This window comes from Pseudoclavibacter helvolus, assembly GCF_014191305.1.
GTDB classification, from domain to species: Bacteria; Actinomycetota; Actinomycetes; order Actinomycetales; family Microbacteriaceae; genus Pseudoclavibacter; species Pseudoclavibacter helvolus.
The window spans coordinates 773318-798641 of the sequence record NZ_JACHWJ010000001.1 but is presented as its reverse complement, the minus strand read 5'-3'; the positions used below and the strand labels follow the sequence as shown (position 1 = coordinate 798641).

19 protein-coding genes and 6 pseudogenes are annotated in these 25324 nt (G+C 64.5%); 16 read left to right on the top strand and 9 right to left on the bottom strand.

The window, feature by feature from the left end:
* Positions 1-50: 50 nt before the first annotated feature.
* Positions 51-635, bottom strand: a pseudogene (locus tag FHX72_RS03625) (ATP-binding protein); the annotation flags it as partial.
* 1 nt (position 636) lies between these two features.
* Here FHX72_RS03625 and FHX72_RS03620 point away from each other — a divergent pair.
* From FHX72_RS03620 to FHX72_RS03600, 5 genes are all read left to right on the top strand, one after another.
* Positions 637-1167, top strand: coding sequence for a cation efflux transmembrane domain-containing protein (locus FHX72_RS03620; protein ID WP_068482320.1), 531 nt, complete (start codon positions 637-639; stop codon positions 1165-1167).
* Positions 1168-1339: 172 nt separating this feature from the next.
* Positions 1340-4450, top strand: a complete 3111-nt coding sequence (locus FHX72_RS03615) for a glycoside hydrolase family 2 TIM barrel-domain containing protein (protein WP_183623038.1) — start codon at positions 1340-1342, stop codon at positions 4448-4450.
* Entirely contained in the window at positions 4447-5868 is a 1422-nt protein-coding gene (locus FHX72_RS03610) for an MFS transporter (protein ID WP_183623036.1), read from the top strand. Before FHX72_RS03615 ends, FHX72_RS03610 begins: the two co-directional genes overlap by 4 nt.
* Positions 5869-6252: 384 nt before the next feature.
* Positions 6253-6927 (top strand): hypothetical protein, encoded by a 675-nt coding sequence (locus FHX72_RS03605; RefSeq protein WP_183623034.1) that lies wholly within the window; start codon positions 6253-6255, stop codon positions 6925-6927.
* A 15-nt stretch (positions 6928-6942) separates the two neighbouring features.
* Positions 6943-7095 (top strand): hypothetical protein, encoded by a 153-nt coding sequence (locus FHX72_RS03600; RefSeq protein ID WP_183623032.1) that lies wholly within the window; start codon positions 6943-6945, stop codon positions 7093-7095.
* 96 nt (positions 7096-7191) lie between these two features.
* Here FHX72_RS03600 and FHX72_RS03595 read toward each other — a convergent pair.
* A pseudogene (locus FHX72_RS03595) lies at positions 7192-7497 on the bottom strand (IS1634 family transposase); the annotation flags it as partial.
* Between the two features lie 73 nt (positions 7498-7570).
* Here FHX72_RS03595 and FHX72_RS03585 point away from each other — a divergent pair.
* The 3 genes and pseudogenes from FHX72_RS03585 to FHX72_RS03575 all read left to right on the top strand — a co-directional run.
* Positions 7571-8544, top strand: a pseudogene (locus tag FHX72_RS03585) (IS3 family transposase); the annotation flags it as partial.
* Positions 8545-8660: 116 nt separating this feature from the next.
* Positions 8661-9980 (top strand): ISL3 family transposase, encoded by a 1320-nt coding sequence (locus FHX72_RS03580; RefSeq protein WP_420874862.1) that lies wholly within the window; start codon positions 8661-8663, stop codon positions 9978-9980.
* A gap of 25 nt (positions 9981-10005) precedes the next feature.
* A pseudogene (locus tag FHX72_RS03575) lies at positions 10006-10206 on the top strand (integrase core domain-containing protein); the annotation flags it as partial.
* A gap of 50 nt (positions 10207-10256) precedes the next feature.
* Here FHX72_RS03575 and FHX72_RS19880 read toward each other — a convergent pair.
* The 5 genes and pseudogenes from FHX72_RS19880 to FHX72_RS03550 all read right to left on the bottom strand — a co-directional run.
* Positions 10257-10732: pseudogene (locus FHX72_RS19880) on the bottom strand (IS1634 family transposase); the annotation flags it as partial.
* 59 nt (positions 10733-10791) lie between these two features.
* Positions 10792-11604: an IS21-like element helper ATPase IstB gene (gene istB / locus FHX72_RS03565; protein WP_068476904.1), complete on the bottom strand. Its 813-nt coding sequence runs from the start codon at positions 11602-11604 to the stop codon at positions 10792-10794.
* Positions 11601-12908 carry an IS21 family transposase gene (gene istA, locus FHX72_RS03560; RefSeq protein ID WP_478219664.1) on the bottom strand — a complete coding sequence of 436 codons (1308 nt, stop codon included), beginning with the start codon at positions 12906-12908 and terminating at the stop codon, positions 11601-11603. The genes istB and istA overlap by 4 nt, the downstream gene beginning before the upstream one ends.
* Positions 12909-13066: 158 nt before the next feature.
* Positions 13067-13849 (bottom strand): annotated as a pseudogene (locus FHX72_RS03555) (IS1634 family transposase); the annotation flags it as partial.
* A 378-nt stretch (positions 13850-14227) separates the two neighbouring features.
* Positions 14228-15396, bottom strand: a protein-coding gene (locus FHX72_RS03550; protein WP_183623042.1) for an IS3 family transposase whose coding sequence is annotated in 2 segments (ribosomal slippage) — positions 14228-15141 and positions 15141-15396 — 1170 coding nt in all. Because the reading frame shifts where the segments join, the coding sequence is not laid out codon by codon here.
* Between the two features lie 80 nt (positions 15397-15476).
* Here FHX72_RS03550 and FHX72_RS03545 point away from each other — a divergent pair.
* Together FHX72_RS03545 and FHX72_RS03540 are read left to right on the top strand one after the other, a co-directional pair.
* Positions 15477-15632 carry a hypothetical protein gene (locus tag FHX72_RS03545; RefSeq protein WP_183623018.1) on the top strand — a complete coding sequence of 52 codons (156 nt, stop codon included), beginning with the start codon at positions 15477-15479 and terminating at the stop codon, positions 15630-15632.
* 22 nt (positions 15633-15654) lie between these two features.
* The gene (locus FHX72_RS03540) at positions 15655-15879 is read left to right on the top strand and encodes a hypothetical protein (protein WP_183624056.1); all 225 of its coding nucleotides are present in this window, start codon (positions 15655-15657) and stop codon (positions 15877-15879) included.
* A gap of 636 nt (positions 15880-16515) precedes the next feature.
* Here the strand turns inward: FHX72_RS03540 and FHX72_RS03535 are convergent.
* Together FHX72_RS03535 and FHX72_RS03530 are read right to left on the bottom strand one after the other, a co-directional pair.
* Positions 16516-17768, bottom strand: a protein-coding gene (locus FHX72_RS03535) for an IS3 family transposase (RefSeq protein WP_183623016.1) whose coding sequence is annotated in 2 segments (ribosomal slippage) — positions 16516-17486 and positions 17486-17768 — 1254 coding nt in all. Because the reading frame shifts where the segments join, the coding sequence is not laid out codon by codon here.
* Positions 17769-17869: 101 nt separating this feature from the next.
* On the bottom strand, positions 17870-18958 hold the full coding sequence (locus tag FHX72_RS03530; RefSeq protein ID WP_183623014.1) for a fatty acid desaturase family protein: 1089 nt from the start codon (positions 18956-18958) through the stop codon (positions 17870-17872).
* 249 nt (positions 18959-19207) lie between these two features.
* Here FHX72_RS03530 and FHX72_RS03525 point away from each other — a divergent pair, with 249 nt between their 5' ends.
* The 6 genes from FHX72_RS03525 (at position 19208) to FHX72_RS03500 (ending at position 25310) form a co-directional block, all read left to right on the top strand.
* Positions 19208-19624: a hypothetical protein gene (locus FHX72_RS03525; protein ID WP_068492797.1), complete on the top strand. Its 417-nt coding sequence runs from the start codon at positions 19208-19210 to the stop codon at positions 19622-19624.
* Between the two features lie 198 nt (positions 19625-19822).
* Positions 19823-21745, top strand: coding sequence for a threonine--tRNA ligase (gene thrS, locus FHX72_RS03520; protein ID WP_221186795.1), 1923 nt, complete (start codon positions 19823-19825; stop codon positions 21743-21745).
* Complete coding sequence (locus FHX72_RS03515; RefSeq protein ID WP_068484375.1) at positions 21742-22314, top strand: HIT family protein; 573 nt, start codon at positions 21742-21744, stop codon at positions 22312-22314. Before thrS ends, FHX72_RS03515 begins: the two co-directional genes overlap by 4 nt.
* A 119-nt stretch (positions 22315-22433) precedes the next feature.
* A complete protein-coding gene (gene pdxS / locus FHX72_RS03510) occupies positions 22434-23351 on the top strand; it encodes a pyridoxal 5'-phosphate synthase lyase subunit PdxS (RefSeq protein WP_068484376.1) in 918 nt (305 codons plus the stop codon).
* A 7-nt stretch (positions 23352-23358) separates the two neighbouring features.
* Entirely contained in the window at positions 23359-23958 is a 600-nt protein-coding gene (gene pdxT / locus FHX72_RS03505; RefSeq protein ID WP_068484378.1) for a pyridoxal 5'-phosphate synthase glutaminase subunit PdxT, read from the top strand.
* 47 nt (positions 23959-24005) lie between these two features.
* On the top strand, positions 24006-25310 hold the full coding sequence (locus FHX72_RS03500) for a M18 family aminopeptidase (RefSeq protein ID WP_068484380.1): 1305 nt from the start codon (positions 24006-24008) through the stop codon (positions 25308-25310).
* The last annotated feature ends 14 nt before the right edge of the window (positions 25311-25324 follow it).

Here is a 25324-nt window from a genome sequence, read left to right as displayed (position 1 = left end):
CTACCCAATTTACCGGGGAGCTACTGTCCGAGAACATAGCGGCAGCCCAGTTACTTGGTGGCGGTGTGTTCTCTCATGTTGTGGTTGCCGGTGTCGATCCAGATGGTGTTGTGGACGATCCGGTCCATGATGGCGTCGGCGTGGACTCCGCCGCCGAGGCGTTGGTGCCAGTCCTTCTTCGCGTATTGGGTGCAGAAGACCGTGGAGGTGGTGTCGTAGCGGCGCTCGAGTAGCTCCAGCAGCATGCTGCGCATGCTCTCATCGGGCGGGTCAAGGAGCCACTCATCGACCACAAGGAGGGTGAAGGCCGCGTATTTACGGAGGAACTTCATCTGCCCCTGCGGCTTGTCCCGGGCCAGGTGCCAAGCTTCGGCAAGGTCGGGCATGCGGATGTAGTGGGCCCGGATCCGGTGGAGGCAGGCCTGTTTCGCCAGGGCGCAGCCGAGGTAGGACTTCCCGGAGCCGGTGAAGTCTTGGAACACGACGTTGTGGGAGCGTTCGATGAACGAACACGTCGCCAGCTGCGCGATCACGCCGCGGTCGAGGCCTCGTTCCTCGACGAGGTCGATTCGGCGCAGATCTGCGGTGGGATAGCGAAGCCCCGCCCTGCGGATGAGGCCGTCGACCTTGGAGTGGGTGACGCCCGTCATCATGGGCCGGATCAAGCTGCGCTATGCCGAGCAGTTGAGCGACAAGGTCCTGCGCGCCGATGCGGACATGAACAAGGCCGACTGGCTGACCGGTCTGGCCACTGCTGTTGGCGTGCTCGGCATCGGGTTGGGATTCTGGTGGGCGGACGCCGTCGCCGCTCTCGTGGTCTCCATCAGCATCTCGAAAGACGGCTGGGACAACACCGCCAACGCCATCCGCGACCTGATGGACACCCGCCCCACCACCTTCGACAACTCGGAGGTGGACCCCGTGATCGCCAAGGTGAACGCAGCCGTCATGGATGACCCGCGGGTGGTCGGCGTCCAGACCCGCGCTCGGGACGAGGGCCACGTGCTGCACCTGGAGGTCTTCGTGCAGGTGGACAGGCTGGTGGTGGAAGTGGCTTGGCTGGAGGAACTCGAACGGCGCTGCAACGAGGTGGACTGGCGGGCAGGCGACGTCGTGGTCACCGTCACCACCGAACCTCATCCCGTGGCCGATGCCCGGCTGGAGTGAGCATGCCAAGCTCCGTCTGACAAGGGATCAAGGAACTTTCTGAATAGCGGGCGCCGCGCCAGACTCTATGGTACCACTGATGATCAAGTACGGCGTCAGTCGCTGGACCCGACTCCCAGTCGAGGGGGCGGTCCCAGCGGCGCACGTCCGGCAGGAAGCAAAGGAGCTCCCCATGATCACCCCCCGTCATCACGAGAACCTGCAGGTCGTGAACGTAAGCGTCCTGCCGCGACGGGCGTACTACGTCCCGGTATCCCGGCCCATGGGGCCGCTCGTTGGGGATCGGGAGCAATCGGACCGGCTCCAGATGCTCAACGGCCCATGGTGGTTCCAGTACTTCGAGAGCACCTATGACGTGCCGGAGCAGTTCTACCTCGGTGATGACCTGGCAGACGCATATGGCGAGGTGCCCGTGCCCAGCGTGTGGCAGAACCTGGGCTTCGATTCCCACCAGTACACCAACATCCGCTACCCGATCCCGCTCGACCCCCCGCACGTGCCCCAGGAGAATCCCTGCGGCGCCTACATCCGCGATTTCGACTACGCGCCGGACCCGGACGCGCCCCGGGTCCACCTCAACTTCGAGGGAGTCGATTCCTGCTACTACGTGTGGCTGAACGGCAGCTACGTTGGCTACAGCCAGATCTCCCACGCCACCAGCGAGTTCGACGTGACCGACCTGCTCGTCGCCGGGACGAACCGGCTGGCGGTCCTCGTCCTCAAGTGGGGAGTGGGCACGTACCTTGAGGACCAGGACAAGTTCCGCACGAGCGGGATCTTCCGCGATGTCTACCTGCTGCAGCGCCCGGAATCGGCGGTTTTCGACTACTTCACCACCACACAACTCCACCCGGATCGTGCCGTGGTCCACGTCCGCGCATCCTTCAGCGGCGATCCCGTCCCGACCCGCATCACGCTCACCGACGCCGACGGGGAACCCGTCGCCGAGGCCGACTTGCGACACGCCCCCGCCGACGACGAGTTCACCCACGGCACCGAGCTCGGGATCCCGACCCCGCACCTCTGGAACGCCGAGGATCCGTACCTGTACACGCTGACCATCGCCACCGAACGGGAGGCCATCGTGGACCGCGTGGGGGTCAGGGAAATCCAGACGAACGGCAACGTGGTGCAGGTCAATGGTCGCCACATCAGGTTCCGGGGCGTCAACCGGCACGATTCCGATCCCGTCACGGGCCCGGTCATCAGCCTGGACCAACTCATGACGGATCTGAGGTTGATGAAACAGCACAACGTCAACGCGATCCGCAGCGCCCACTACCCGAACTCGCCCTACTTCTACCAACTCTGCGACGAGCTCGGGTTCTACGTCATGAACGAGGCCGACAACGAGAGCCACGGCACGCAGGCCCAATACCTGGCCGATCCGTCCTTTCCCAACCAGGTACTGCACTGGAACGAGCGCATCGCGGACAACCCGGACTTCCTGCCGGCCACGATGGATCGCATGCAAGCCTGCGTGCGACGTGAGAAGAACCGTCCCTCCGTCGTGATGTGGTCCGCGGGCAACGAGTGCGCCTACGGCATCACCCTGGAGGAATCCCTGCGCTGGACCAAGGACTACGACCCCACCCGCCTGACCGTCTACGAAAGCTCCTTCTTCGACGACAAGAAGCGCAAGTACGACTACTCGGTGATCGACATCTACAGCCGCATGTACCCCGCTTTGACCGAGGTGCAGGACTACCTCGATTCACAGCCGGACAAGCCCTTCCTGCTGCTGGAGTACTGCCACGCCATGGGTAACGGTCCGGGTGATTTCCAGGACTATCTCGAGGTCGTTGAGTCCGATCCGGTCATGTGCGGCGGCTTCGTGTGGGAGTGGTGCGATCACGCGGTCCACAAGGGGACCACCGAGGACGGTCGTGCGATCTACTACTACGGCGGTGACCACGGCGAGATCATCCACGACGGCAATTTCTGCGTGGACGGCCTGGTCAGCCCTGACCGGCAACCGCATGTGGGCCTGCTGGAATTCGCCAACGTCCACCGGCCCGTCCGGGTGGCGGGCTTCGACCAGACCACCGGCGAACTGCGGCTGCACAACCACCTCGACTTCACCGATCTCGCCGGCACCGTGAGCCTCAGCTACGAGGTGACGCGCGACGGCGAGCTCATCGAGGAAGGGACCATCGAGTCATTGCCGACCATCCCGCCGCGCGCCACGGGCTCAGTCAACTGCCACATCCCGGTCCCCGCGTCGGGACGGTGCTACCTCAAGGTCACCTATCACTCCCTCGTGGCCACGGAGCTGGTGCCGGCCGGTCACGTCCTGGGCTTCGACGAGGTGCCGCTGGAGGTTGCGGACCCGCGGAACCAGACGGCGCTTGAACTCCTGCCGCCCGACGACCAGGACCCGCCGGCGCTCGACGTGCAGGCCGATGAACGCTTCATCACGATCAGTAGCGCTTCTTTCGAGTACGTCCTGGACCGAACCGACGGCCTGTTCAAGACCATGAACGTCGGAGGCGAGCCCCTGCTGACGCGCCCGATGGAGGTGAACATCTGGCGGGCCCCGACGGACAACGACATGTACATCAAGGCGAAGTGGTACCTGGCGCAGTACCCCCACGCTCGCGCCCGCGCGTACGACACCGAGTACTCGGTGGGTCCGGATGGAGTGACGATCACCAGCTCGATGGGACTTCTCGCCCCGGCCGTCCAGCGGATCGCGGCGTTGGAGACGGTGTGGCACGTGAGCCCCGCCGGTGCGGTCCACGTCGACATGACGGTGCGCAAGGATCCCGAGTTCCCCATGTTCCCGCGGTTCGGCCTGCGCCTGTTCCTGGACGGAGCCTTCGACCAGGTGACGTACTACGGGCGCGGCCCCCACGAGAGTTACCCGGACAAGCATCGGGCGAGTTCCCACGGGCGGTACTCCTCCTCGGTGCCCGAGCTGCATGTGGACTACCTGCGGCCGCAGGAGAACGGCAGTCACCACGATTGCGACTACGTGATCGCCCATGACGACGCTGCGCGAGCCATTGCCGCAGTGGGGGACCAGACGTTCAGCTTCAACGTCTCGCCGTACACGCAGGAACAACTGGCCGATGCGAGACGCAATGTGGATCTGACCGGTTCAGGCGAGACGGTGTGGTGCCTGGACTACGCCCACAACGGCATCGGTTCGAACAGTTGCGGCCCGGAGCTTCTCGAGAAGTACCGGCTCGACGCGCCGGAGTTCCGGTTTGCTCTCACGCTCGTCCCCTCGGCGAGCGTTGAATCAACAATCCCGCATCACAGGAACGAGGCCAACGCATGAGCGAGAACACCGCGACAGTGGTTGACGACCCGCCAGAGAAGAAGTACCTGAAGTGGTACAACAAGGTCGGGTACGGCTCGGGAGACGTGGCCGGCAACGTCGTCTACGCCTTCATCGCATTCTTCGTGATGATCTACCTGACCGACACGATGGGGTTGAACCCCGGCATCATCGGCACCCTGATCATGGTCTCGAGAATCTTCGATGGCGCCTCCGACATCTTCTTCGGTTCACTGATCGACAAGACGAACACCAGGATGGGCAAGGCCCGTCCCTGGATGTTCTGGGCATACTTCGGGTGTGCCGCCATGATCGTCGCGATCTTCGCGGTCCCACCGAGTCTCGGCGACTTCGCGATGTACACGTGGTTCTTCATCACCTACGTCCTGCTCAATGCTGTCTTCTTCACGGCCAACAACATCGCATACTCGGCGCTGACGGCGCTGATCACCAAGAACGCCGAAGAGCGCGTGCAGATGGGCTGCATCCGTTTCGTCTTCGCCTTCGGGACGAGCCTCCTCATCCAGGTGTCCACGGTGGGCCTCGTGCAGTTCTTCGGCGGTGGCGCAGAGGGGTGGCGCAGCGTGGCCATCATCTTCGCGCTCGTGGGCCTGACCGTGAACACGATCTCGGTGTTCTCCGTGCGGGAACTGCCACCCGAGGTGCTCTACGCTCGCCCGGACGAGGACGCTGAGGAAGAGCAGGAAACGATCGCCGAGGACAAGCCGACCCTGCTTGCGTCGCTCAAGCTGCTGATCGCGAACAAGTACTACCTGATGATCGTGCTGGTGTTCACCCTCGGTCAGCTCGTCACGGCCATGCTGGGCATGGGGATCTACTTCATGACCTACATCCTCGGGGATGCGAACTACTTCAGTACGTTCGCCTGGGCGATCAACGTTCCGATGATCCTCACATTGCTGGCGACGCCATTCGTGGTGAAGTGGGCCAGAGGGATCTATTGGGTCAATCTGTACGGATACATCATCGCGTTCATTGGACGCGCACTGGTGATCGTTGCGGCCTTCATGGGCAGCATCCCGCTCATGCTGGTGTTCACGGCCGTGGGATCGATAGGGATGGCTCCGCTGCAGGGGACGTTGAATGCTCTCATCGCCGAAGCGTCAGAGCACACCTTCATGACCAAGAAGAAGCGCATCGACGGCGTGATGTTCTCCGCCACGTCCCTGGGCGTGAAGATCGGTGGTGGCATCGGTGTGGCCGTGACTGGATGGCTGCTCGCCGCGAGCGGCTACGTCGGCGGCGCGGAGGTGCAGCCGGAATCGGCGGTGACCATGATCCAGTTCATGTACCTGTGGATGCCGGCCATCATTCTTGCCATCGTGGCCGTGGTTCTGTCCCGGTTGAAGGTGGAGAGCGCGAACAAGAAGCTTCGCCGAGAGCTGGCCGAGAGCTGAGCGTCGGACGACGATCCACTCCACCGAGCCCGACATCCACTCCGAACCAGACGGCCGACGGAGGACTGAAAGGTTTGTGAAAGGCCCCTTCCCTAGAGTCCCCGGCATGCCTTCTTCACCGAGATCATCAATCACAAGAATCTCCTCCACTCTGGCGATTGGCTTCGTCGCCGCAGCCCTGGCCGCGTGTTCAGGAACCGGCGACGCCCTGGGGGAACCTGCCGAGGCCAACGACGACGTTGTTGTCCAGCAGGAACAGCCGCAGCAGGATGATGGCGCCAACCCCGGCGACTCCGACGTGGATGACGACGGAGTGGCCGGGGCGGCGGACGACGCCGATGGGGGAACGCCATCATCCTGCCTGCGCGCACCATCGACGCCACCGTGTACGTCGGTGGCCTGGAGTACACCATTGGCGAGGTCAGGGTGCTGGACCTGGACGATGAGGCCGGCAGACTGCCCCAGCGAACCCACGGTCTGCAGGTGGACATCGACGTGGAAGCCTTCAATCCCACCGATTCGCAGTCCATGGTCAACCTCATGGCGACCCTCAGCTGGGTGGATCCCGAAAGCGGACTCCTCCACCAAGGATTCGGCTCCCCACCCCAGGGCGCGGGAGTGCCGGGGGGAGGTCGTGCGAATCTTGCACTGGAGTACCAGGTTGATGGGATGGAGGTCGACACGTTCTCTCTGGAGAGCGCAGCCCTCCGATTCGGCAACGAGGGCCAGCACGCAGCGGTGGTCCCCCTCGGCGACGAGGGAGAGCTCAAGTCGAAGTTCCCGCACTTCCAGGAGCAGATGGTGGGCGTCACCGTCGAACTGGAGGACGTGAGCTGGACGATCGACGAGGCGTTCATCGGCTACAACCACGGCAATTCACGGCTGGGCGATGACCAGGTGCTCCTGGAGATCGCCTACACATTCGCCAACGACAGTGAGCACCAGCAGTGCCACTACCGGGGCGACGGGCAAAACTTCGCGCTCCTGCACACCGCCACGGGCATCGGGACGACGGACCTCGGCACCGAGCGTTGCGTCAGAAGCGGTGCCCAGGAGTAGTGGCGCACGGGCTTCTTGTTACCGTCCGACGGGTTCACCGGCACCTGGACGCTGACGGTCAACCAGGACTACCAGGACGGCCCGGCAAGCATGCAGGACCTGAATGCGCAGGTGGAGGTGGAGGTCATCGACAACCCGCTCTCGATTGCGGAGTGGCCCACCAGGTGAAGTGGGGCGCCGGTCACTGTTGCCTCGACCCGATGATGTCGAGCAACGGCACAGCGGGCAGGTCCAGCTCCGCCATCCGTCCTGAGTTGGACCTCTTTAGTGCCCCAGAGTTCTGAGCATCTTCGCGGTGGCCTCGGGGATGACGGGTTGGGCTTGTAGTTCCTGGTCGCCGACGCTAATGGTGACGTGCTGCAGCGGGCGGAGGGTCTTGACGATCTTGCGGATGCTCCATCCTGATCGGGCTTGGAGGTCGCGGGCGTTCGCCAGGGCGGTGAACACGATGGTGAGGTGGGCCTCGATTGCGTCGAGTGTGCGGTGGAAGATCGGCCTGGCTGCGAGGTCGGTCTTGGACATCCTGAATGACTGCTCCACGTGCCAGAGGTCGTGGTAGCTGGCGATGACTGGGCTGCCGCTATGTTCTCGGACAGTAGCTCCCCGGTAAATTGGGTAGGGAAGTCGCCGGGAGGGGCAATTCATGTCTCGTAGAAGATTTACGCAGGAATTTAAGGACGAGCTCTGTCAGGAGGTGATCGCGTCGTCGAAACCGATCAAGGACGTTGCAGCGTCGTATGGTGTGGGCGCGGAGACTCTCCGGAATTGGCTCGCGAAGTATCGGGCGGACAACCCGGTCACGGAACTCCCTGTGAGTGGATCGGAGCGAGAGCGACTCCGTGAGCTCGAGAAGGAAGTCCTGGAGCTACGGGCGGAGACCGCGTTCCTGAAAAAAGCTACGGCTTACTTCGCGCGGGAGCAGCGGTAGTGAGCAAGTATGAATACATTGACTCCCTGACCATTGACGCGAGTGTTAATCATTCCGTCACGAAAATGTGCGCTTGGCTTGGTGTTTCGAAATCTGGTTTCTATTCCTGGAGGGACCCGACGCCAACTCGCACGCAGGAGCGACGAGACGCACTTGTCGAGAAGATCACAATGTTCTTCGAAGCGTCGGACGGGACGTATGGGTATCGGCGAATTCACGCTGACCTTGCCGAGGCTGGCACGCACTGTTCCCCGGAGCTCGTTCGCCGCCTGATGGCTGAGCACAAGCTCGTGGCCTGCCAGCCCCGACCGTTCCGAGTCACGACAACCACGGATGGCGAGGAGCATGCCCTCCCGGATCTCGTCGAGCGCGACTTCACGGCCACCCGACCGGGTCGGAAATTCGTCGGCGATATCACCTACATTCACACCTGGCAGGGTTTCGTGTATCTCGCGACCGTCATCGATTGCTATTCAAAGAAAGTCGTTGGGTGGGCCATTGAGGACCACATGCGGACCGAGTTGATCGAGCAGGCGCTCAGAAATGCCGCCGAGAGCACACCGATTGAGGAGGGCGCTGTGTTCCATTCCGATCGCGGAAGTGTCTACACGTCCAGCGATTTTCGGAAGTCGGTGAAAGATCTCGGAATGCGTTCCTCGATGGGGCGAACTGGTGTATGTTGGGATAACGGGCTCTTCGGACTTTCGGTGGGGGTAGGGCTCGCCGGGTGAGGTTCGACGGGTAGGGGTCGAGGTCCCGGAGGATCAGAAGCGCTAACCACCTGATCCATCACGAGGACCTCGACGTGCTTCACCCTACTTCGGTGTGCGCTGACGCGCGCTCTGCCACTGACCCGTGTTCCCGCTGTGACCTCCTGCTCGGCCTCGAGGGCGTCCATGTCGAGCACGTGGACCGCCGCAACGGACTACTGATCGTGACGGTCTCGAGTCCTGCGGCGCCTGCCGGTTGCCCGTCGTGCGGGACCGTCGCGACCGGCCGTGGACGTCGCCGCCGGCTGCTTCATGACGTGCCCGGCATGACACGGGTGCGAATCGTGTGGCGGCAGCGAGTCTGGCGGTGTGACGAGTCGGGCTGTGCACGGCAGACGTTCGTGGAACAGCTGCCGTCTCTTGTCGCCCCGCGTGGGGTACTCACCCGACGCGCGGTCGTCTGGGCAGTCGGTCAGCTGCGTCGCGAACACGCCACGATCGAAGGACTGCGTCGCCAGCTGGGCACGTCGTGGAAGACGGTGTGGCGGGCCGTCGAGCCGGAGCTTGTGAAGCTCGCGGCCGATGAGTCCCGGTTCGAGAACGTGACAACGCTGGGCGTTGACGAGCACATCTGGCATCACGTCGACCCGCGCAAGCGCGGTCCGAAGGAGCTGACCGGGATGGTCGACCTCACCCGCGACAGCACCGGGAAGACGCGGGCCCGGCTGCTGGACCTCGTGCCGGGCAGGTCGGGGAAGGCCTACGCGACCTGGCTCAGCGCACGTGGCGACGCATTCCGCAAGCAGGTGAAGGTCGCGGCGCTGGATCCGTTCGCCGGTTACAAGACCGCGATCGACGACAAACTGCAAGATGCCACCGCCGTGCTGGACGCGTTCCATGTCGTCAAGCTCGGCACTCAAGCGGTCGACGAGGTCCGCCGCCGGGTCCAGCAAGACACCCTCGGCCATCGCGGACGGACCGGCGACCCGCTCTACGGGATCCAGACCATCCTCCGCGCCGGGGCGGAGAACCTGACCGAGAAGCAGCAGGCCCGCCTCATCGCGGCGATCGAGGCGAACCCGGCCCACGACGAGGTGTTCGTCGCATGGCAGTGCGCCCAACAACTCCGCGCTGCTTACCACCAGAGAGACCTGACCACGGGACGCCGGATCGCCGAGAAGGTCATCGAGTCGTTCCACACCTGCCCGATCCCCGAGATCGCACGCCTCGGCCGCACCCTGCGACGCTGGCGCTCAGCGTTCCTCGCCTACTTCACCACCAGCCGGGCAAACAACGGCGGCACCGAGGCGATCAACGGGATCATCGAGCTGCATCGTCGCCTCGCTCGCGGCTTCCGAAACCGAGAGAACTACCGGCTCCGCATGCTCCTCGCCGCCGGCGGACTCACCCCATGACCCCCACCGAATGTCCGAAGAGCCGGATAACGCGATGGCCGAATCATTCTTCGCTGCCTTGAAAAATGAGCGAGTGTATCGGACGACGTATCCGAGCAAGAAGCATGCTCGGAAGGATATCGTTCGCTATATCGAGGGGTTCTATAACAGTCGGCGTCGCCATTCGGGGTTAGGGTATCAAACGCCGAATCAGGTCCATCACGGGCCACTCACGTTGGCAGCATAAAAGTCATCGCATTCAGGCTGGGGACAGTCCGAAAACATCGCGGCAGACCAGACCTCGGCCGGGGGCATGACGTCGGCGGTGATGTTGGTGACGTAGCCCTTCAGCCCGACGAGCGCACGTGCCCGCTCCAGTGAGGCGGTGTCGAGGGTGGTCTTCTGCCCGCTGGTCTTCACGAACCGGGCCTTCTTCGCAGGGCGGCGTCCCTCGATGATGTCCAGGGCGCGGTTCTCCTGCAAGGTGAGGGTGTGCCCGTCCCGGACGGCTCGTTTCCTCGAGTACTGCCAGACCGCCCGCCACGACTGCGGGTGCTGGTCGGGGTGCCGACCGGCTCGCGGCGGGTCTTGACCCGTTCCGGGTCGGGCTTGTGGCGGCGCATGGTGATGGTGTCGATGACTTGGCCGTCGGTGAAGCTATCGCCGTGCCAGTGGAAGTGTTTGGCCAGGTCGTGGGGTGCCTTCGTCACGCGGGAGCCGACGATGAACCGGAGCCCGGCCTCGTCGATCGCTGTCAGGTTCGTGTTCGTGATGGCGCTCATCGAAATTCCCCAGAGTTGCTCATCGGAATTCCTCAGGTCGCGTGGTCAGGTTAGCGCAGGTTCGTGCCGGTCGTGACGCGGCGGAGTTCGTCTGCGGCGGTGGCGTGGTGGCGGAGCCGGTAAGAGGCTCCATCGAGGGTGATCACGACGGATCGGTGCAAGAGCCGGTCGAGCATGGCTGCGGCGACGGTGGTGTCGCCGAGGATCTCGCCCCAGGCTCCGACCGGCCGGTTCGTGGTGATCACGATGGAGGTCTTCAGGTAGCGCTGGTTGATGACCTGGAACAAGGCTGAGGCGGCCTCGCCGGGTAGTGGCAGGTAGCCAAGCTCGTCGATGATGAGCAGGGTCGGACCGGCGAAGAAACGCATCATCGTCGACCACTTGCCTTCGATCGCGGCGCGGTGGCAGCGGGCGGCGAGGTCGGCGGCGGAGGTGAAGTAGACGCGGTAGCCGGCGGTGACGGCGGCGTGGCCGAGGCCGGTGGCGATGTGGGTCTTCCCGACGCCGGGCGGGCCGATCAGGAGCACGTTGGTGGCGGTGTCGATGAACCGGCAGGTGCCGAGCTCGGCCAGCAGCGACCGGTCGATGCCGGATGCGGCGTCGTGATCGAAGTCGTCCAGGGTCTGCCCGGTGGGGAGGTTCGCGAAACGGAACCGGCCAGCCAAGCGGCGGGCGTCGGTGGCGGTGACCTCGACTCGCAGTAGGTGCTCGAGGGCCTGCGTCAGGGTCCATCCTTCGGCTTGCGCCTGGTCGAGGACGGCGGGGAGGGCGTCCGCGGCGTCGGCGAGTTTCAGGTCGGTGAGGTGGCCGCGCAGCTGTTGATAGACGCTCGCTGCCGTCGTGGTGGCTGTGGTTGTGGTCATCGGAGGGTGTTCCTGTTCTTCGCGGCCTGCTCGTAAGCGGCCAGGCTGATCACGGTCGAAGGCTGCGCTGCAGCGCTGGTGAGGGCTGCGGCAGCGCGCAGCGCGGCCCTGCCGGGTGGGATGCGTTCTTTGCGGCGGTGCGGGCGTCCTGGTGTCGCTGACGCCATCGCGATGGCCTCCAGTGCGGTGACATGGCCGCTGTCGCGGATCGTGACGCCGAGGCCGGGTTCGGCGACCTGGTGGCGGGCGACGACCGTCCCCGATGCGGTGGCGATGTCGATGATGTCCGCGCCGAGCCGCTGCCGGACCTCGACTTTCGCGGCGGCGAGTTCGGGCGGGACGGAGTAGCGATTCCCGCGCCAGTCGATCAGCGCTTGCCGGGTCGCGGTGCGCTCCTCTGTGATGATCACAGGGAACACAACCGCAGGTAGCGGTCTGAGCCGCTCGTTCACGAACAGGGCGGACGCTGTCGTCGTCCCGAGCTCGCCCTCACGCCGCCGGTCGTCCTGCCCTGCGGCGAACGTGTTCAGGCTGGCCTGCGCTTGCTCGAGGGTGAGGTCGTCGGGCAAGGTCCGCCACCAGCGTTGCGCGGCGGTGTGATTGTTCTTCTCGACCACGCCCTTCCTGTTCCCCGACCTCGGCCGGCAGACCACCGCGGTGACGCCGTGGTGCTTCGCGAACGCGGCGAACTGCGGGACCAGGTCGCCGGTGCGGTGGTCCAGGACCGTCCGCATCCGGTCGAACCGCCAGGTCTTCGTGAGCCCGCCCAGCAGGGCGAGCAGGGTCGTCATCGCGGCGAGCAGGTGCGGGGTGTCCATCGACGGGGAGATCACGCCCCGCCAGACACCCGAGTGCGCGAGCGACCCGACCAGGACATACGCGGTCTTGCGTCCGAACCCCCAATGCGCGGGCGGGTCGGGCATCTCGACCCAGTCGAACTGGGTCTCCTCCCCGGGCGGGTGCTCGATGACCGCGTATGCGCGTTTGGTGACGTGCGCGCACGCGGTGCACGCCGGACGCAGCCCGCGGGCACGAATCTGCCGCGTCAGCGTCGGATACGACCCCTCGTAACCGAGCGGTCGCAGCTCGTCGAGCAGCGCCACCGCCCACAGGTGCGGGTCCTCGGTCAGTCTCGCGGTGGCGTAGTCGACGAACGCGTCGAACGAGTCCGGGATGGTGCGCTCACGCATCCCGGGCTGGCGTTCACCGTTCAGATACGCGCGGATGGTCTTGCGGTCATGGTTAGTGCGGCGGGCGATCTCGCTGATCGTCATCCCCTGCCGTTTCAGAGCGTGGATGTCCACGCTGCTCCTCTCTGAGAGCATGAGAACAGGGCCTTCCTCGGGCTGGTGTGTGGTCAGAGACCACCAGCATCGAGGAAGGCCCGCCTCATGCGGCGGAGCGACCCAGAGTGGGGAATTTCGATGAGCAGAACCGAGGAATTTCAGTGAGCGCCGTCATTCGAGAGCATCCCGGCGTCGGCGACCACGACCATGTCGGCGACCTGGTTGCGTTCCTGGAAGGCGGTCACGACCGGGATGATGGTGTGGGTCTCGGGTTGGCTGCCCTCGAAACAGGCGATCTCCAACGGGAAGCCTGTGCGGTCCACCAACAGCCCAACCACAATTTGTGGGTCGACCCTCCGCTCCTTGCTGAAGCCAACTTTGCGGAGGTCGTCCTCGTTCTCGGCCTCGAAATACAGCGTGGTCACGTCATACATCAACAAGCTCACATCACCGCCAGCGCCGGACCACACGTGCTCGAAGCAGGCTGTCTGGACCAGTGGCCGGTAGTCCTTGGCCGCGCACCGTTTCAGGGCTCGTTTCACCGTGGACAGGTGGACCGGTTCCACCCCGAGGTCCTTGATGACTCGCAGGCTGTCGAGTTTCGAGGTCGCCTCCACCAACCGTGCCAGTACCAGCTGGAAGAACGCCTCGTCGTCCACGACTCCGAACCCGAGCCGGTCCCACGAGCCGCGGATCACGTCGACCAGCAGCTGCGACGCTTTGCCCTCCACCACCGCCACCCCTGCGCGGGGACGTCCACCGGTTCCGGGGTCGAAGTCCAGTTCCGGCTGGTTGGCAGCCAGCTTGACCCTGCCAGCATGCATCAGCGCCGCCAACTGGGCATCGGTGTGGGCCGAGCCGAGGTGCTCCACGATCCTGCGCTGCCCATGCTTCTTCTCCACGATCTGCACGGCCGTGGCCCCGGAAGCAGTCTTCACTTTCCGCAGGAACGGGCTCACAGCGCTAATTCTACCGAGGTTCTTAGTGCCCCAACCAGCACAACCAAAGCCCCCTGACAAGCGCCTATGTCCTCATAGTCACCCGAAATCCGACCTAGAGGTCCAACTCAGGACGGGGTTCCGGGGGTTGCACTCCAGCCGCCCATGCCCACCCACATTTCAACTCGCCCAGAAGGGCAAAAAAGCAATCGGTCACCTGCACCAGCTGACCACGGGGGCGACTCACCACGCACCCTCACGACTCCATGAGGAACACCATGACCAGCTCCCCCACACACCCGACAGGCCAGCTGAAGCACTATCGCGACGTCACGGGCCGCAAGCAGACTGGTCTGCCGCGATGTTTTCGGACTGTCCCCAGCCTGAATGCGATGACTTTTATGCTGCCAACGTGAGTGGCCCGTGATGGACCTGATTCGGCGTTTGATACCCTAACCCCGAATGGCGACGCCGACTGTTATAGAACCCCTCGATATAGCGAACGATATCCTTCCGAGCATGCTTCTTGCTCGGATACGTCGTCCGATACACTCGCTCATTTTTCAAGGCAGCGAAGAATGATTCGGCCATCGCGTTATCCCAACATACACCAGTTCGCCCCATCGAGGAACGCATTCCGAGATCTTTCACCGACTTCCGAAAATCGCTGGACGTGTAGACACTTCCGCGATCGGAATGGAACACAGCGCCCTCCTCAATCGGTGTGCTCTCGGCGGCATTTCTGAGCGCCTGCTCGATCAACTCGGTCCGCATGTGGTCCTCAATGGCCCACCCAACGACTTTCTTTGAATAGCAATCGATGACGGTCGCGAGATACACGAAACCCTGCCAGGTGTGAATGTAGGTGATATCGCCGACGAATTTCCGACCCGGTCGGGTGGCCGTGAAGTCGCGCTCGACGAGATCCGGGAGGGCATGCTCCTCGCCATCCGTGGTTGTCGTGACTCGGAACGGTCGGGGCTGGCAGGCCACGAGCTTGTGCTCAGCCATCAGGCGGCGAACGAGCTCCGGGGAACAGTGCGTGCCAGCCTCGGCAAGGTCAGCGTGAATTCGCCGATACCCATACGTCCCGTCCGACGCTTCGAAGAACATTGTGATCTTCTCGACAAGTGCGTCTCGTCGCTCCTGCGTGCGAGTTGGCGTCGGGTCCCTCCAGGAATAGAAACCAGATTTCGAAACACCAAGCCAAGCGCACATTTTCGTGACGGAATGATTAACACTCGCGTCAATGGTCAGGGAGTCAATGTATTCATACTTGCTCACTACCGCTGCTCCCGCGCGAAGTAAGCCGTAGCTTTTTTCAGGAACGCGGTCTCCGCCCGTAGCTCCAGGACTTCCTTCTCGAGCTCACGGAGTCGCTCTCGCTCCGATCCACTCACAGGGAGTTCCGTGACCGGGTTGTCCGCCCGATACTTCGCGAGCCAATTCCGGAGAGTCTCCGCGCCCACACCATACGACGCTGCAACGTCCTTGATCGGTTTCGACGACGCGATCACCTCCTGACAGAGCTCGTCCTTAAATTCCTGCGTAAATCTTCTACGAGACATGAATTGCCCCTCCCGGCGACTTCCCTACCCAATTTACCGGGGAGCTACTGTCCGAGAACATAGCGGCAGCCCAGACCTCAGTGACCGGCCCGAAGGGCACAGTTCTCATTACCAACAAGCGCGACGGCGATCCCTTCGAGGTGTGGTTCTCCGACGAGCTGCGCAACCTGACCACCACCACCACCAAGACCGCCGCCATCGACGCCGCATTTCGCCGCGCTGGCATCGACTTCTGAGACCGAAAAGGAAACACCACCCATGACCACCAACCCCAGCCCCAAGCAGTCGGTGGAGACCATGACCACCATCACCGACCCGACACCGGAGGACGAAGGCAAGTACGGAACCGCCGCCGACGGCCACCCCCTCAACGACGTGACGGAGGCCACCAACTACTACGCCGGACCCTTCTGTGGATGTGGCGACTACTCATGCGCCGCGAACCGAGACGAGAATGCCGAGTGTTCCAACCGTCAGGACTGACCCCGGGGCCGGGCCGAGAGGTCCGGCCCCTTTTTGGGTTGGTGGCCACGCCGCCCCAAACATCCGCAGGCGGATGCACGGGGACCCCTGACCGGCGCACCCACCAACCACCCGCACAGCGGGATCGGCCGCAACCCCTGCCGGGGCCGCGACAAGCTGGAATGAAAAACCAGCAGAGACGCCCAGGGGCGCCGACGACCTGGTGCCGGCGTTCCGCCGGCGGCCACCACTTCGTGGGTGGCATCGAGCGGCCCCAAGGGGCCGCACAGTTCTTATTGAAGGTTTCCCTTCTGGCGGTTCCATCATGACCGGCCGCGTCCGGTGTGCAACCCCCCGCACTACGTGCGCCCTTCCGGTCCTCGACAATCTGGCGACGCGCTTCGCATATTCCGTCGCCAGATTCTCTCCGGTCCACGGGGTTTCGGGGGTGGCCACACCGACCGCTCAGGCCGGTCAGATTTCTCATCGCCCAGAAGGGCAAAACAAAAGTCTGGTCTGCCGCGATGTTTTCGGACTGTCCCCAGCCTGAATGCGATGACTTTTATGCTGCCAACGTGAGTGGCCCGTGATGGACCTGATTCGGCGTCTGATACCCTATGACTCGCCCCGGCATGTCCGGAGAGCTGTTTACTGGTGTCAGCCGGCTCTTTCAACCGGTTCGTTGCGAGCGTAGTCGAGTTGCTCGACCTCGAGGGGTGTGAGGTCGTCGATGGAGCCGTGGGTGCGTTCGGTGGTGAACCAGAGCACCCAGGATGCGGTCGCCGCCTCGACCTGATCGACGTCACGCCAGGGACCTTCGTGGTGGATGAGTTCGGACTTGTAGAGCCCGATCTGCGATTCCGCGAGAGAGTTGTCGTAGGCGTCGCCGACGGATCCGACGGACGGGTCGATGCCTTCGTCGACGAGCCGGTCGGTGAAGGCGATTGACGTGTAGACGCTGCCCGCGTCGGTGTGATGCGTGAGCCCCGCGAACCCGGTGATGCCTTCGCGGCGGCTGGTGAAGAGAGCCATGTCGAGGCAGTCGAGCACGAGCGGTGTGGTCATGCTCGTCGCGGCGCGCCAGCCGATGATGCGGCGGGAGTGCGCGTCGAAGACGAACGCGACGTAGACCCATCCAGACCACGTCCACACGTATGTGAAGTCCGCGACCCAGAGCTGGTTCGTGCGGAACCGGGCGAAGTATCGGTCGACGAGGTCCGCGGGGCGGGTCTCGCGCGGATCCGTGTCGACGGGACACTTCCGCTTCCCGCGGAGCACGCCGGCGATCCCAAGCTCACGCATGAGGCGCTCGACCGTGCAGCGCGCGATGTCGTGACCGTCACCGCGGAGCCGCAACCAGAGCTTTCGGGCCCCGAGCACCTTGCGGTGCGCCCGCCACGCCGCCAGGATGATCGGCTTCCACCGCTCATCCGACACGGCCTGGGATGACGGTCCGCGCCCGCGGGCGTCGTAGTAGGTCGATGGGGCGATCTTCACGCCGTGCTGGGTGAGCACAGCGCAGATCGACTCGACACCCCATCGGAGCCCGCCCTCGGTGCGGTCCTTGTGTTCGTCGATGAAGGCGACTATCGCTTGTGTGGCCGGTCGAGTTCGGCCGCGAAGAAAGCTGAAGCCGCCTTCAAGATCTCGTTCGCCCGCCGCAGCTCGGCGTTCTCCCGCTTCAGGCGCTTGATCTCCACCGCCGCGTCAGTCGTCACACCGGGCCGGTCTCCCGCGTCGACCTGCTCCCGACGGATCCAGGTGCGAATCGTTTCCGGCGACCCGATGCCGAGCATCTGCGCGACCGCGGTCATCGCCTGATACTCGCTCGGATAATCGGCCCGCACCTCGACGACCATACGGACAGCGCGCTCACGAAGCTCGCGCGGATACTTACTGGGACGTCCCATAAGACAGATCCTTCCAAGGAATCCTGTCTCCGGACACACCGGGGCGAGTCAAAAAAGGCCCACCCGGATGATCCGGATGGGCCTTCTCTGCTTGTCTGGGGTCAGACGCGGCGGAATTGATTCACCAACGGGCAGTCGAACGGGTCGCGGGCCTGGAGGCCAACCCTGTTTAAGTACTCGATGACGATTCCGTACGACTTGATGAGCGTCGTCTCGGTGTACGGGACCTCAAGGTTCTGGCAGTGCTCGCGAATGATCTCGCGGGCTCGTGCCAGGTGCGGACGGGGCATGCTGGGGAAGAGGTGGTGCTCGACCTGGTAGTTGAGGCCACCCATGAGCGCGCTGGCCCACCAGCCGCCGCTGACGTTGCGTGAGGTGAGAACCTGCTTGCTGAAGAAGTCCATCTTCACGTCAGCCGGGATGATCGGCATGCCCTTGTGGTTCGGGGCGAAAGAGGCACCCATGTAGACCCCGAAGACAGCCATCTGCACGGCAACAAACGCGAACGCCATACCGAGGGGGAGCAGCCAGAAGATCGCACCGAAGTAGATCGCGAAGCGGACGGCGATCATGGTGAACTCAACCCAGCGACCCTTGATGGGCTGACGCGTGAAGAGCGACTTGATCGACCGGAAGTGGAGGTTGTACCCCTCGAACGTGAGCAACGGGAAGAACAGGTAGCCCTGCTTGCGCGTGATGAGCGCGAGCAGACCGGTCTGCTTCCGAGCATCCTCTTCTGTGAAGGAGATCGTGTCGAAGTCGATGTCAGGGTCCTTGCCCATCTTGTTCGGGTTCACGTGGTGCTTCGTGTGCTTCGTCATCCACCAGCTGTAGCTCATACCCACAACGCCGGCCGCGAGGAAGCGCCCCAGGCGGTCATTGCCAGGGCCGGACTCGAGCACCTGACGGTGCGAGGCCTCGTGGGCGATGAATGCGAACTGCGTGAAGATGATTCCAAGCGCGGCGGCGATCAGGAGCTGGAACCAGCTGTCGCCGAGGAGGATGAACCCCGTGATCGCGCCACCGAGGGCGACGATCAGGCCGGCCGCCAGCATCCCGTAGAACCAGCGTGTGCGCTTGAGCAGGCCCATCTCGCGGATGACCTTCGACACGGCGCTGTAGCTCTGGGTGACGGACTTGGCTCCTGGCGTGCGGGGCTTCGTGGTCCGGATGCGACCGAGGCCCTGCATTGGACCGGACGCTTGGGGGAGCGCAGCAGATGAAGTCGAAATGTGAGGATCCCCTCGTTCGGCAACCTTTGGTTGTTCGTTCGCCAAAGGCAGTGTGCCGATCGCTGAGTTCAGGCTAGCGGGAGAGGGGGAACAATTGGCTGTGTATCTGGCCGAATTGTCACCCAGCGTCTTCACACGCGATGTATCTCGATTGCGCGTATCTTGTTGCCATCACGGATCGCGCCGCGTGGCGCACTTGGAGGAACCATGTCTTCGACGGGCAGCGGCACTGGCGGTAGCACTGGCGCACCAAAGGGCGAGCGGATGCGGGAGTCCGCCAATTCCGGTGCGCGCGTGCAGGCGGTGCACACGGGCCTCAAAAAGGTTGTCACCGGGCGCGAGAGCTTCATCAAGGACCAGGCGGTGAAACTGGCCGAGAAGCTGGACGTGAAGACTGAGGGGCGACACCACCAGAAGATCCGATTGGCACTCCTGGCGCTCAATAGCCTCGTCGACACGCTCGGCAGGGATGGAAAAGCCGAAGCGGAGGACAAGAACTCCACAGGAACCTCTCGAGCGAACAGCGAGGGCCGTCCGGGGCCGTCGGCCGCATCAGCATCACCCCATTCGGAGCCAGAGGACGTCGGAACGTTCACCCCGAAGGGGAATGGGCGCACGAAGTAGCCGCTCGCCTCTTCGCGCGCTGTCTCGTGCACGAGAGCTGAGTCGTGCCGCGATAAAGTGGTCGCTTGTTCATGCCTAACGACAAGGAGCATCGTGACCAGCGATCCCGTTGACCTCGAGACCGATCCCCGCCAAGACGACACGGCCGGCGCGACGACCACCGGATTCGAGCTCTTCACAGACCGCTCCGTCGTCGCGATGAAGCTTGACGGCGAGCTCGTCGACCTCGCAACAACGGTGCCGGACGGCGCTGTCGCGGAACCCGTTACGATCGACAGCGCCGAGGGGCTCAGCATCCTGCGCCACTCCGCCGCCCACGTCATTGCGCAAGCGGTGCAGAAGATCAACCCGGACGCCAAGCTCGGCATCGGCCCTCCCATCACGGACGGCTTCTACTACGACTTCGACGTCGAGACACCGTTCACCCCGGAAGACCTCAAGGCGATCGAGAAAGAGGCCCAGCGCATCCAGCGCCAGGGGCAGCGCTTCGTGCGCCGCGTCGTGAGCGACGACGAGGCGCGCGCCGAGCTTGCAAACGAGCCGTACAAGCTGGAGCTCATCGGCCTCAAGGGCAGCGGAGCCAACGCCGACAACGAATCGGTCGAGGTCGGGGCCGGCGAGCTCACGATCTACGACAACGTCGACCCCAAGACCGGTGAGGTCTACTGGAAGGACCTCTGTCGGGGCCCGCACGTCCCATCCACCCGCATGCTCAGCAACGGGTTCGCTATCCTCCGCTCGGCCGCGGCTTATTGGCGCGGCTCCGAGAAGAACCCTCAGCTCCAGCGCATCTACGGCACTGCCTGGCCGACCAAGGACGAACTGCGCGCCTACAAGGAGCGCATCGAAGAGGCCATGAAGCGCGACCACCGTCGACTCGGCCGCGAGCTCGACCTCTTCAGCTTCCCCGACGAGCTCGGCTCCGGCCTCCCGGTATTCCACCCCAAGGGTGGAATCATCAAGCTCGAGATGGAGGAGCACTCGCGCAAGCGCCACGTGCAGGAGGGCTACAGCTTCGTCTCAACCCCCCACATCACGAAGGGGCGGCTCTACGAGATCTCCGGCCACCTCGACTGGTACCGCGACGGCATGTACCCACCCATGCGCATCGACGAGGAGGTGGATGAGGCGGGCAACGTGACCAAGCAGGGCCAGGACTACTACCTGAAGCCCATGAACTGCCCCATGCACAACCTGATCTACAACCAGGGCGCGCACTCGTACCGCGAGCTTCCTCTGCGCATGTTCGAGTTCGGCACGGTCTACCGCATGGAGAAGTCCGGGGTCGTGCACGGTCTGACCCGTGCTCGCGGCTTCACCCAGGACGACGCGCACATCTACTGCACACGCGACCAGATGCGCGACGAGCTGACGCGCACGCTCAAGTTCGTGCTCTCGCTGCTCAAGGACTACGGCCTCGACGACTTCTACCTGGAGCTGTCGACCAAGAATCCTGAGAAGTCCGTCGGCGACGACGCGACCTGGGAGGAGGCCACCCGGACGCTCGAGGAGGTCGCCACCGCATCAGGTCTCGACCTTGTGCCAGATCCGGGCGGAGCGGCGTTCTACGGGCCGAAGATCTCCGTGCAGGCTCGCGACGCGATCGGCCGCACGTGGCAGATGTCGACCATCCAGCTCGACTTTAACCTCCCCGAGCTGTTCGACATGGAGTACGCGGCACCGGATGGCACTCGTCAGCGGCCGGTCATGATCCACCGTGCGCTCTTTGGGTCAATCGAGCGCTTCTTCGGTGTGCTTGTCGAGCACTACGCAGGTGCCTTCCCGGTCTGGCTCTCGCCTGTGCAGCTTGTCGCGATTCCCGTCGCCGAGCAGTACGGCGACTACCTGCAGGGCATCGTCGACGAGTTGCGCTCGCACGGTGTGCGGGCAGAGCTCGACGCCTCTGACGACCGCATGCCCAAGAAGATCCGCAACCACACGAAGGCCAAGGTGCCGTTCCAGCTCATCGCGGGTGAGGACGACCGCGCCGCGAACACTGTGTCCTTCCGCTTCCGTGACGGGACGCAGCGCAACGGCGTCCCGATCGAGGACGCGATCCGTCTCGTGCGTGGAGCTGTCGACGGGCACCTGCTCGTGAACACGGCAGAAGACCTGGCATGAGCGCGCTCGGGTTCCCCGAAGGAGAACTGGACGGCCTCGACATAGAGCGCTCCGCAGACTTCGCCGGGGTGCCCGATTCCTTCCAGCGGCTCTGGACGCCCCACCGGATGGCTTACATCCAGGATGGTCAGGACCCAGCCAAGGACGCCTGCCCGTTCTGCGTCGGGCCCATGATGGACGACGAGAAGTCGCTCATCGTGGCCAGGGGCGAGCACGCGTTTGTTGTCATGAATCTGTATCCGTACAACTCAGGTCACCTGCTCGTGTGCCCGTACCGGCACGTGGCCATGTACGACGAGGCGTCGGAAGACGAAGTACTCGAGATCGCTCACCTGACGCAGACCGCGATGCGGGTGCTCCGCGAGGTCTCGAACGTCGACGGCTTCAACATCGGCATGAACCAGGGGCGGCTCGCGGGAGCAGGCATTGCAGGTCACCTGCACCAGCACATCGTCCCGCGCTGGCAGTTCGACGCCAACTTCTTCCCGATCATCGCGAAGACGAAAGCGTTCCCGTCGCTCCTTGGAGAGACGCGACAGGCGCTGGCCGACGCCTGGCCGACAGCCTGAAACCCAACGTCTTCATTGGGCAGTCGCCCAACCATGCGCCGGTGCACGCACGTCTACACTTGAGCACAATTCACACCCGAACCGCCTTGCACTGACTGCACGCGGAAAGTAAGGACATCATGAGCGAAAGCACTGCCCCTCTCGTCGGCGCCGACGGGACCGTAGGCTCCAACCGAGTCAAGCGCGGCCTGGCCGAAATGCTCAAGGGCGGCGTGATCATGGACGTCGTCACGGCCGAGCAGGCTCGCATCGCGGAAGATGCCGGCGCCGTCGCCGTCATGGCCCTCGAACGCGTCCCCGCCGACATCCGCGCCCAGGGCGGCGTCGCCCGCATGAGCGACCCCGACCTCATCGAGAGCATCATCGCCGAGGTCTCCATCCCCGTCATGGCGAAGGCCCGCATCGGCCACTTCGTCGAGGCACAGGTCCTCCAGGCCCTCGACGTCGACTACATCGACGAGTCCGAGGTACTGAGCCCGGCCGACTACGTCAACCACATCGACAAGTGGCAGTTCACGACGCCGTTCGTCTGCGGCGCCACGAACCTCGGTGAGGCCCTCCGTCGCATCAACGAAGGCGCAGCCATGATCCGCTCGAAGGGCGAGGCAGGCACGGGCGACGTGTCCGAGGCGACGAAGCACATCCGCAAGATCCGCGGGGAAGTCGCGGCGCTCACCTCGATGACGCGCGACGAGCTTTACGTCGCCGCCAAGGAGCTCCAGGCACCCTACGAGCTCGTGCGCGAGATCGCGGAGACCGGCAAGCTGCCCGTCGTCCTCTTCACGGCAGGCGGGGTGGCGACTCCGGCCGACGCCGCCATGATGATGCAGCTCGGCGCCGACGGCGTGTTCGTCGGTTCCGGCATCTTCAAGTCGGGCAACCCGGCCCAGCGCGCCGCGGCGATCGTCAAGGCGACGACCGCATTCGACGACCCTGCCGTGATCGCCGCCGCGTCGCGCGGACTCGGCGAAGCCATGGTCGGCATCAACGTCTCCGACCTGGCCGCACCGCACCGCCTCGCCGAGCGCGGCTGGTAGCGAGGCCTTGGCAACAACTCCGGCAGTCGGCGTCCTCGCGCTGCAGGGCGACGTCCGTGAGCACCAGAAGGTGCTCACGGACCTCGGGGCAGAAGTTGTGCTCGTTCGCACCCCAGCCCAGCTCGAAGCCGTCTCGGGGCTCGTCATTCCCGGAGGAGAGTCGAGCGTCATCGACAAGCTCTCGCGCATCTTCGAGCTCGCGGACCCCATCCGGCAGCGCATCGAGGTGGGGATGCCCGTGTTCGGCACGTGCGCGGGGCTCATCATGCTCGCCGATACGGTCCTTGACGCCATCGAGGGCCAGCGGAGCTTCGGCGGTCTCGACGTCACCGTGCGCCGCAACGCCTTCGGCTCCCAGAACCAGTCCTTCGAGACACAGCTCGAGGTTCCAGAACTCGGCGAGCCCCCGGTGCATGCCACGTTCATCCGCGGGCCGGTCGTGGATACCGTGGGGGCGCGAGCTCGAGTCATGGCGTCCCTTCCCGACGGTCGTGTGGTTGCCGTCGCGCAGGGCAACCTGCTCGGCACCTCATTCCATCCAGAGATGAACGGCGAGACGCGCTTCCACAGCTACTTCCTTGACCGCGTCGCAGAGCACGCCGCCTGAAGACACTCCACACACGATTCGAATCGACAGAGAGCCAGGAGCAGAACATGGCGAGACGCCGACCGAGCAAGGCAGCGCGAAGCAAGCAGGTGAGCGACTCCCTCGCCGCCTTCATCCGCGAATCACCCTCGTCGTTCCACGCGGCGGCCGAGGTCGCACGCCGCCTCGAGGACGCCGGCTTCACTGCGCTCGATGAGCGGGACGAATGGCCACAGGAGGCCGGGGGCTACGTCGTGGTGCGCGACGGGGCGGTCATCGCCTGGCGCGTACCGGAGTCGACAACCCCCACCACTCCGTTCGCGATCGTCGGCGCGCACACCGACTCGCCAGGGTTCAAGCTCAAGCCGACGCCGGAGTCGACGGCGCAGGGCTGGCAGCGCCTCGAGGTCGAGGTCTACGGCGGGCCACTCCTGAACTCCTGGCTCGACCGGGAGCTTCGCCTCGCTGGGCGTCTCGCCCTCGCCGACGGCAGCACCGTGCTCGCCGCATCCGGGCCTATCGCTCGTATCCCACAGCTCGCCATTCACCTCGACCGAGGAGTGAACGAGCGCGGGCTTGTGCTCGACCCCCAGCGGCACACGCATCCCGTGCTCGGGCTCGAGGCCGCGGGCGGCGTGCTCACGGCGCTTGCCGCAGACGCTGGCGTCGATCCCGACACCGTGACGGGCCACGACCTCTTCCTCGCGGATGCGCAGGACGCGCAGCTCTTTGGGCACGGCGAGGCGCTGTTGGCCGGAGCCCGCCTCGACAACCTCGTGAGCGTCCACGCAGCGACCACGGCGCTCGTCGAGACGGTGCCGAGCGGCGTCATCCCCGTCATCGCCGCGTTCGACCACGAAGAGGTCGGCTCGGCGAGCCGCTCGGGCGCGGCCGGTCCGTTCCTCGGCGATGTGCTCGCGCGTATCCAGGAAGGTCTCGGCGCCGGTCCCGCCGAGCAGCGCCGCGCGCTTGCGGCTTCCTGGCTGGTCTCGAGCGATCTCGGCCACAGCGTGCACCCGAACTACCCGGAGAAGCACGACGATGAGACCCGCCCTGTCGCGGGCGGCGGAACGCTCCTCAAGCTCAACGCGAACCAGCGCTACGCGACGGATGCGCGGGGGAGCGCGCTGTGGAACGGCGTCTGCCAGAACGCTGGCGTCGCCGTGCAGGCGTTCGTGTCGAACAACTCGCTCCCGTGCGGCTCGACCATCGGCCCCATCGCGGCGACCAGGCTCGGGATCTCGACCGTCGACGTCGGCATCCCCATCCTCTCGATGCACTCCGCGCGCGAGCTGGCGGCGATCGCCGATATCGAGGCTCTGGAACGAGCCCTCGCGGTCTTCCTCGCGGGCGCCTGGCCCGAGCACGCTTAGCCCTGAACAGCAGC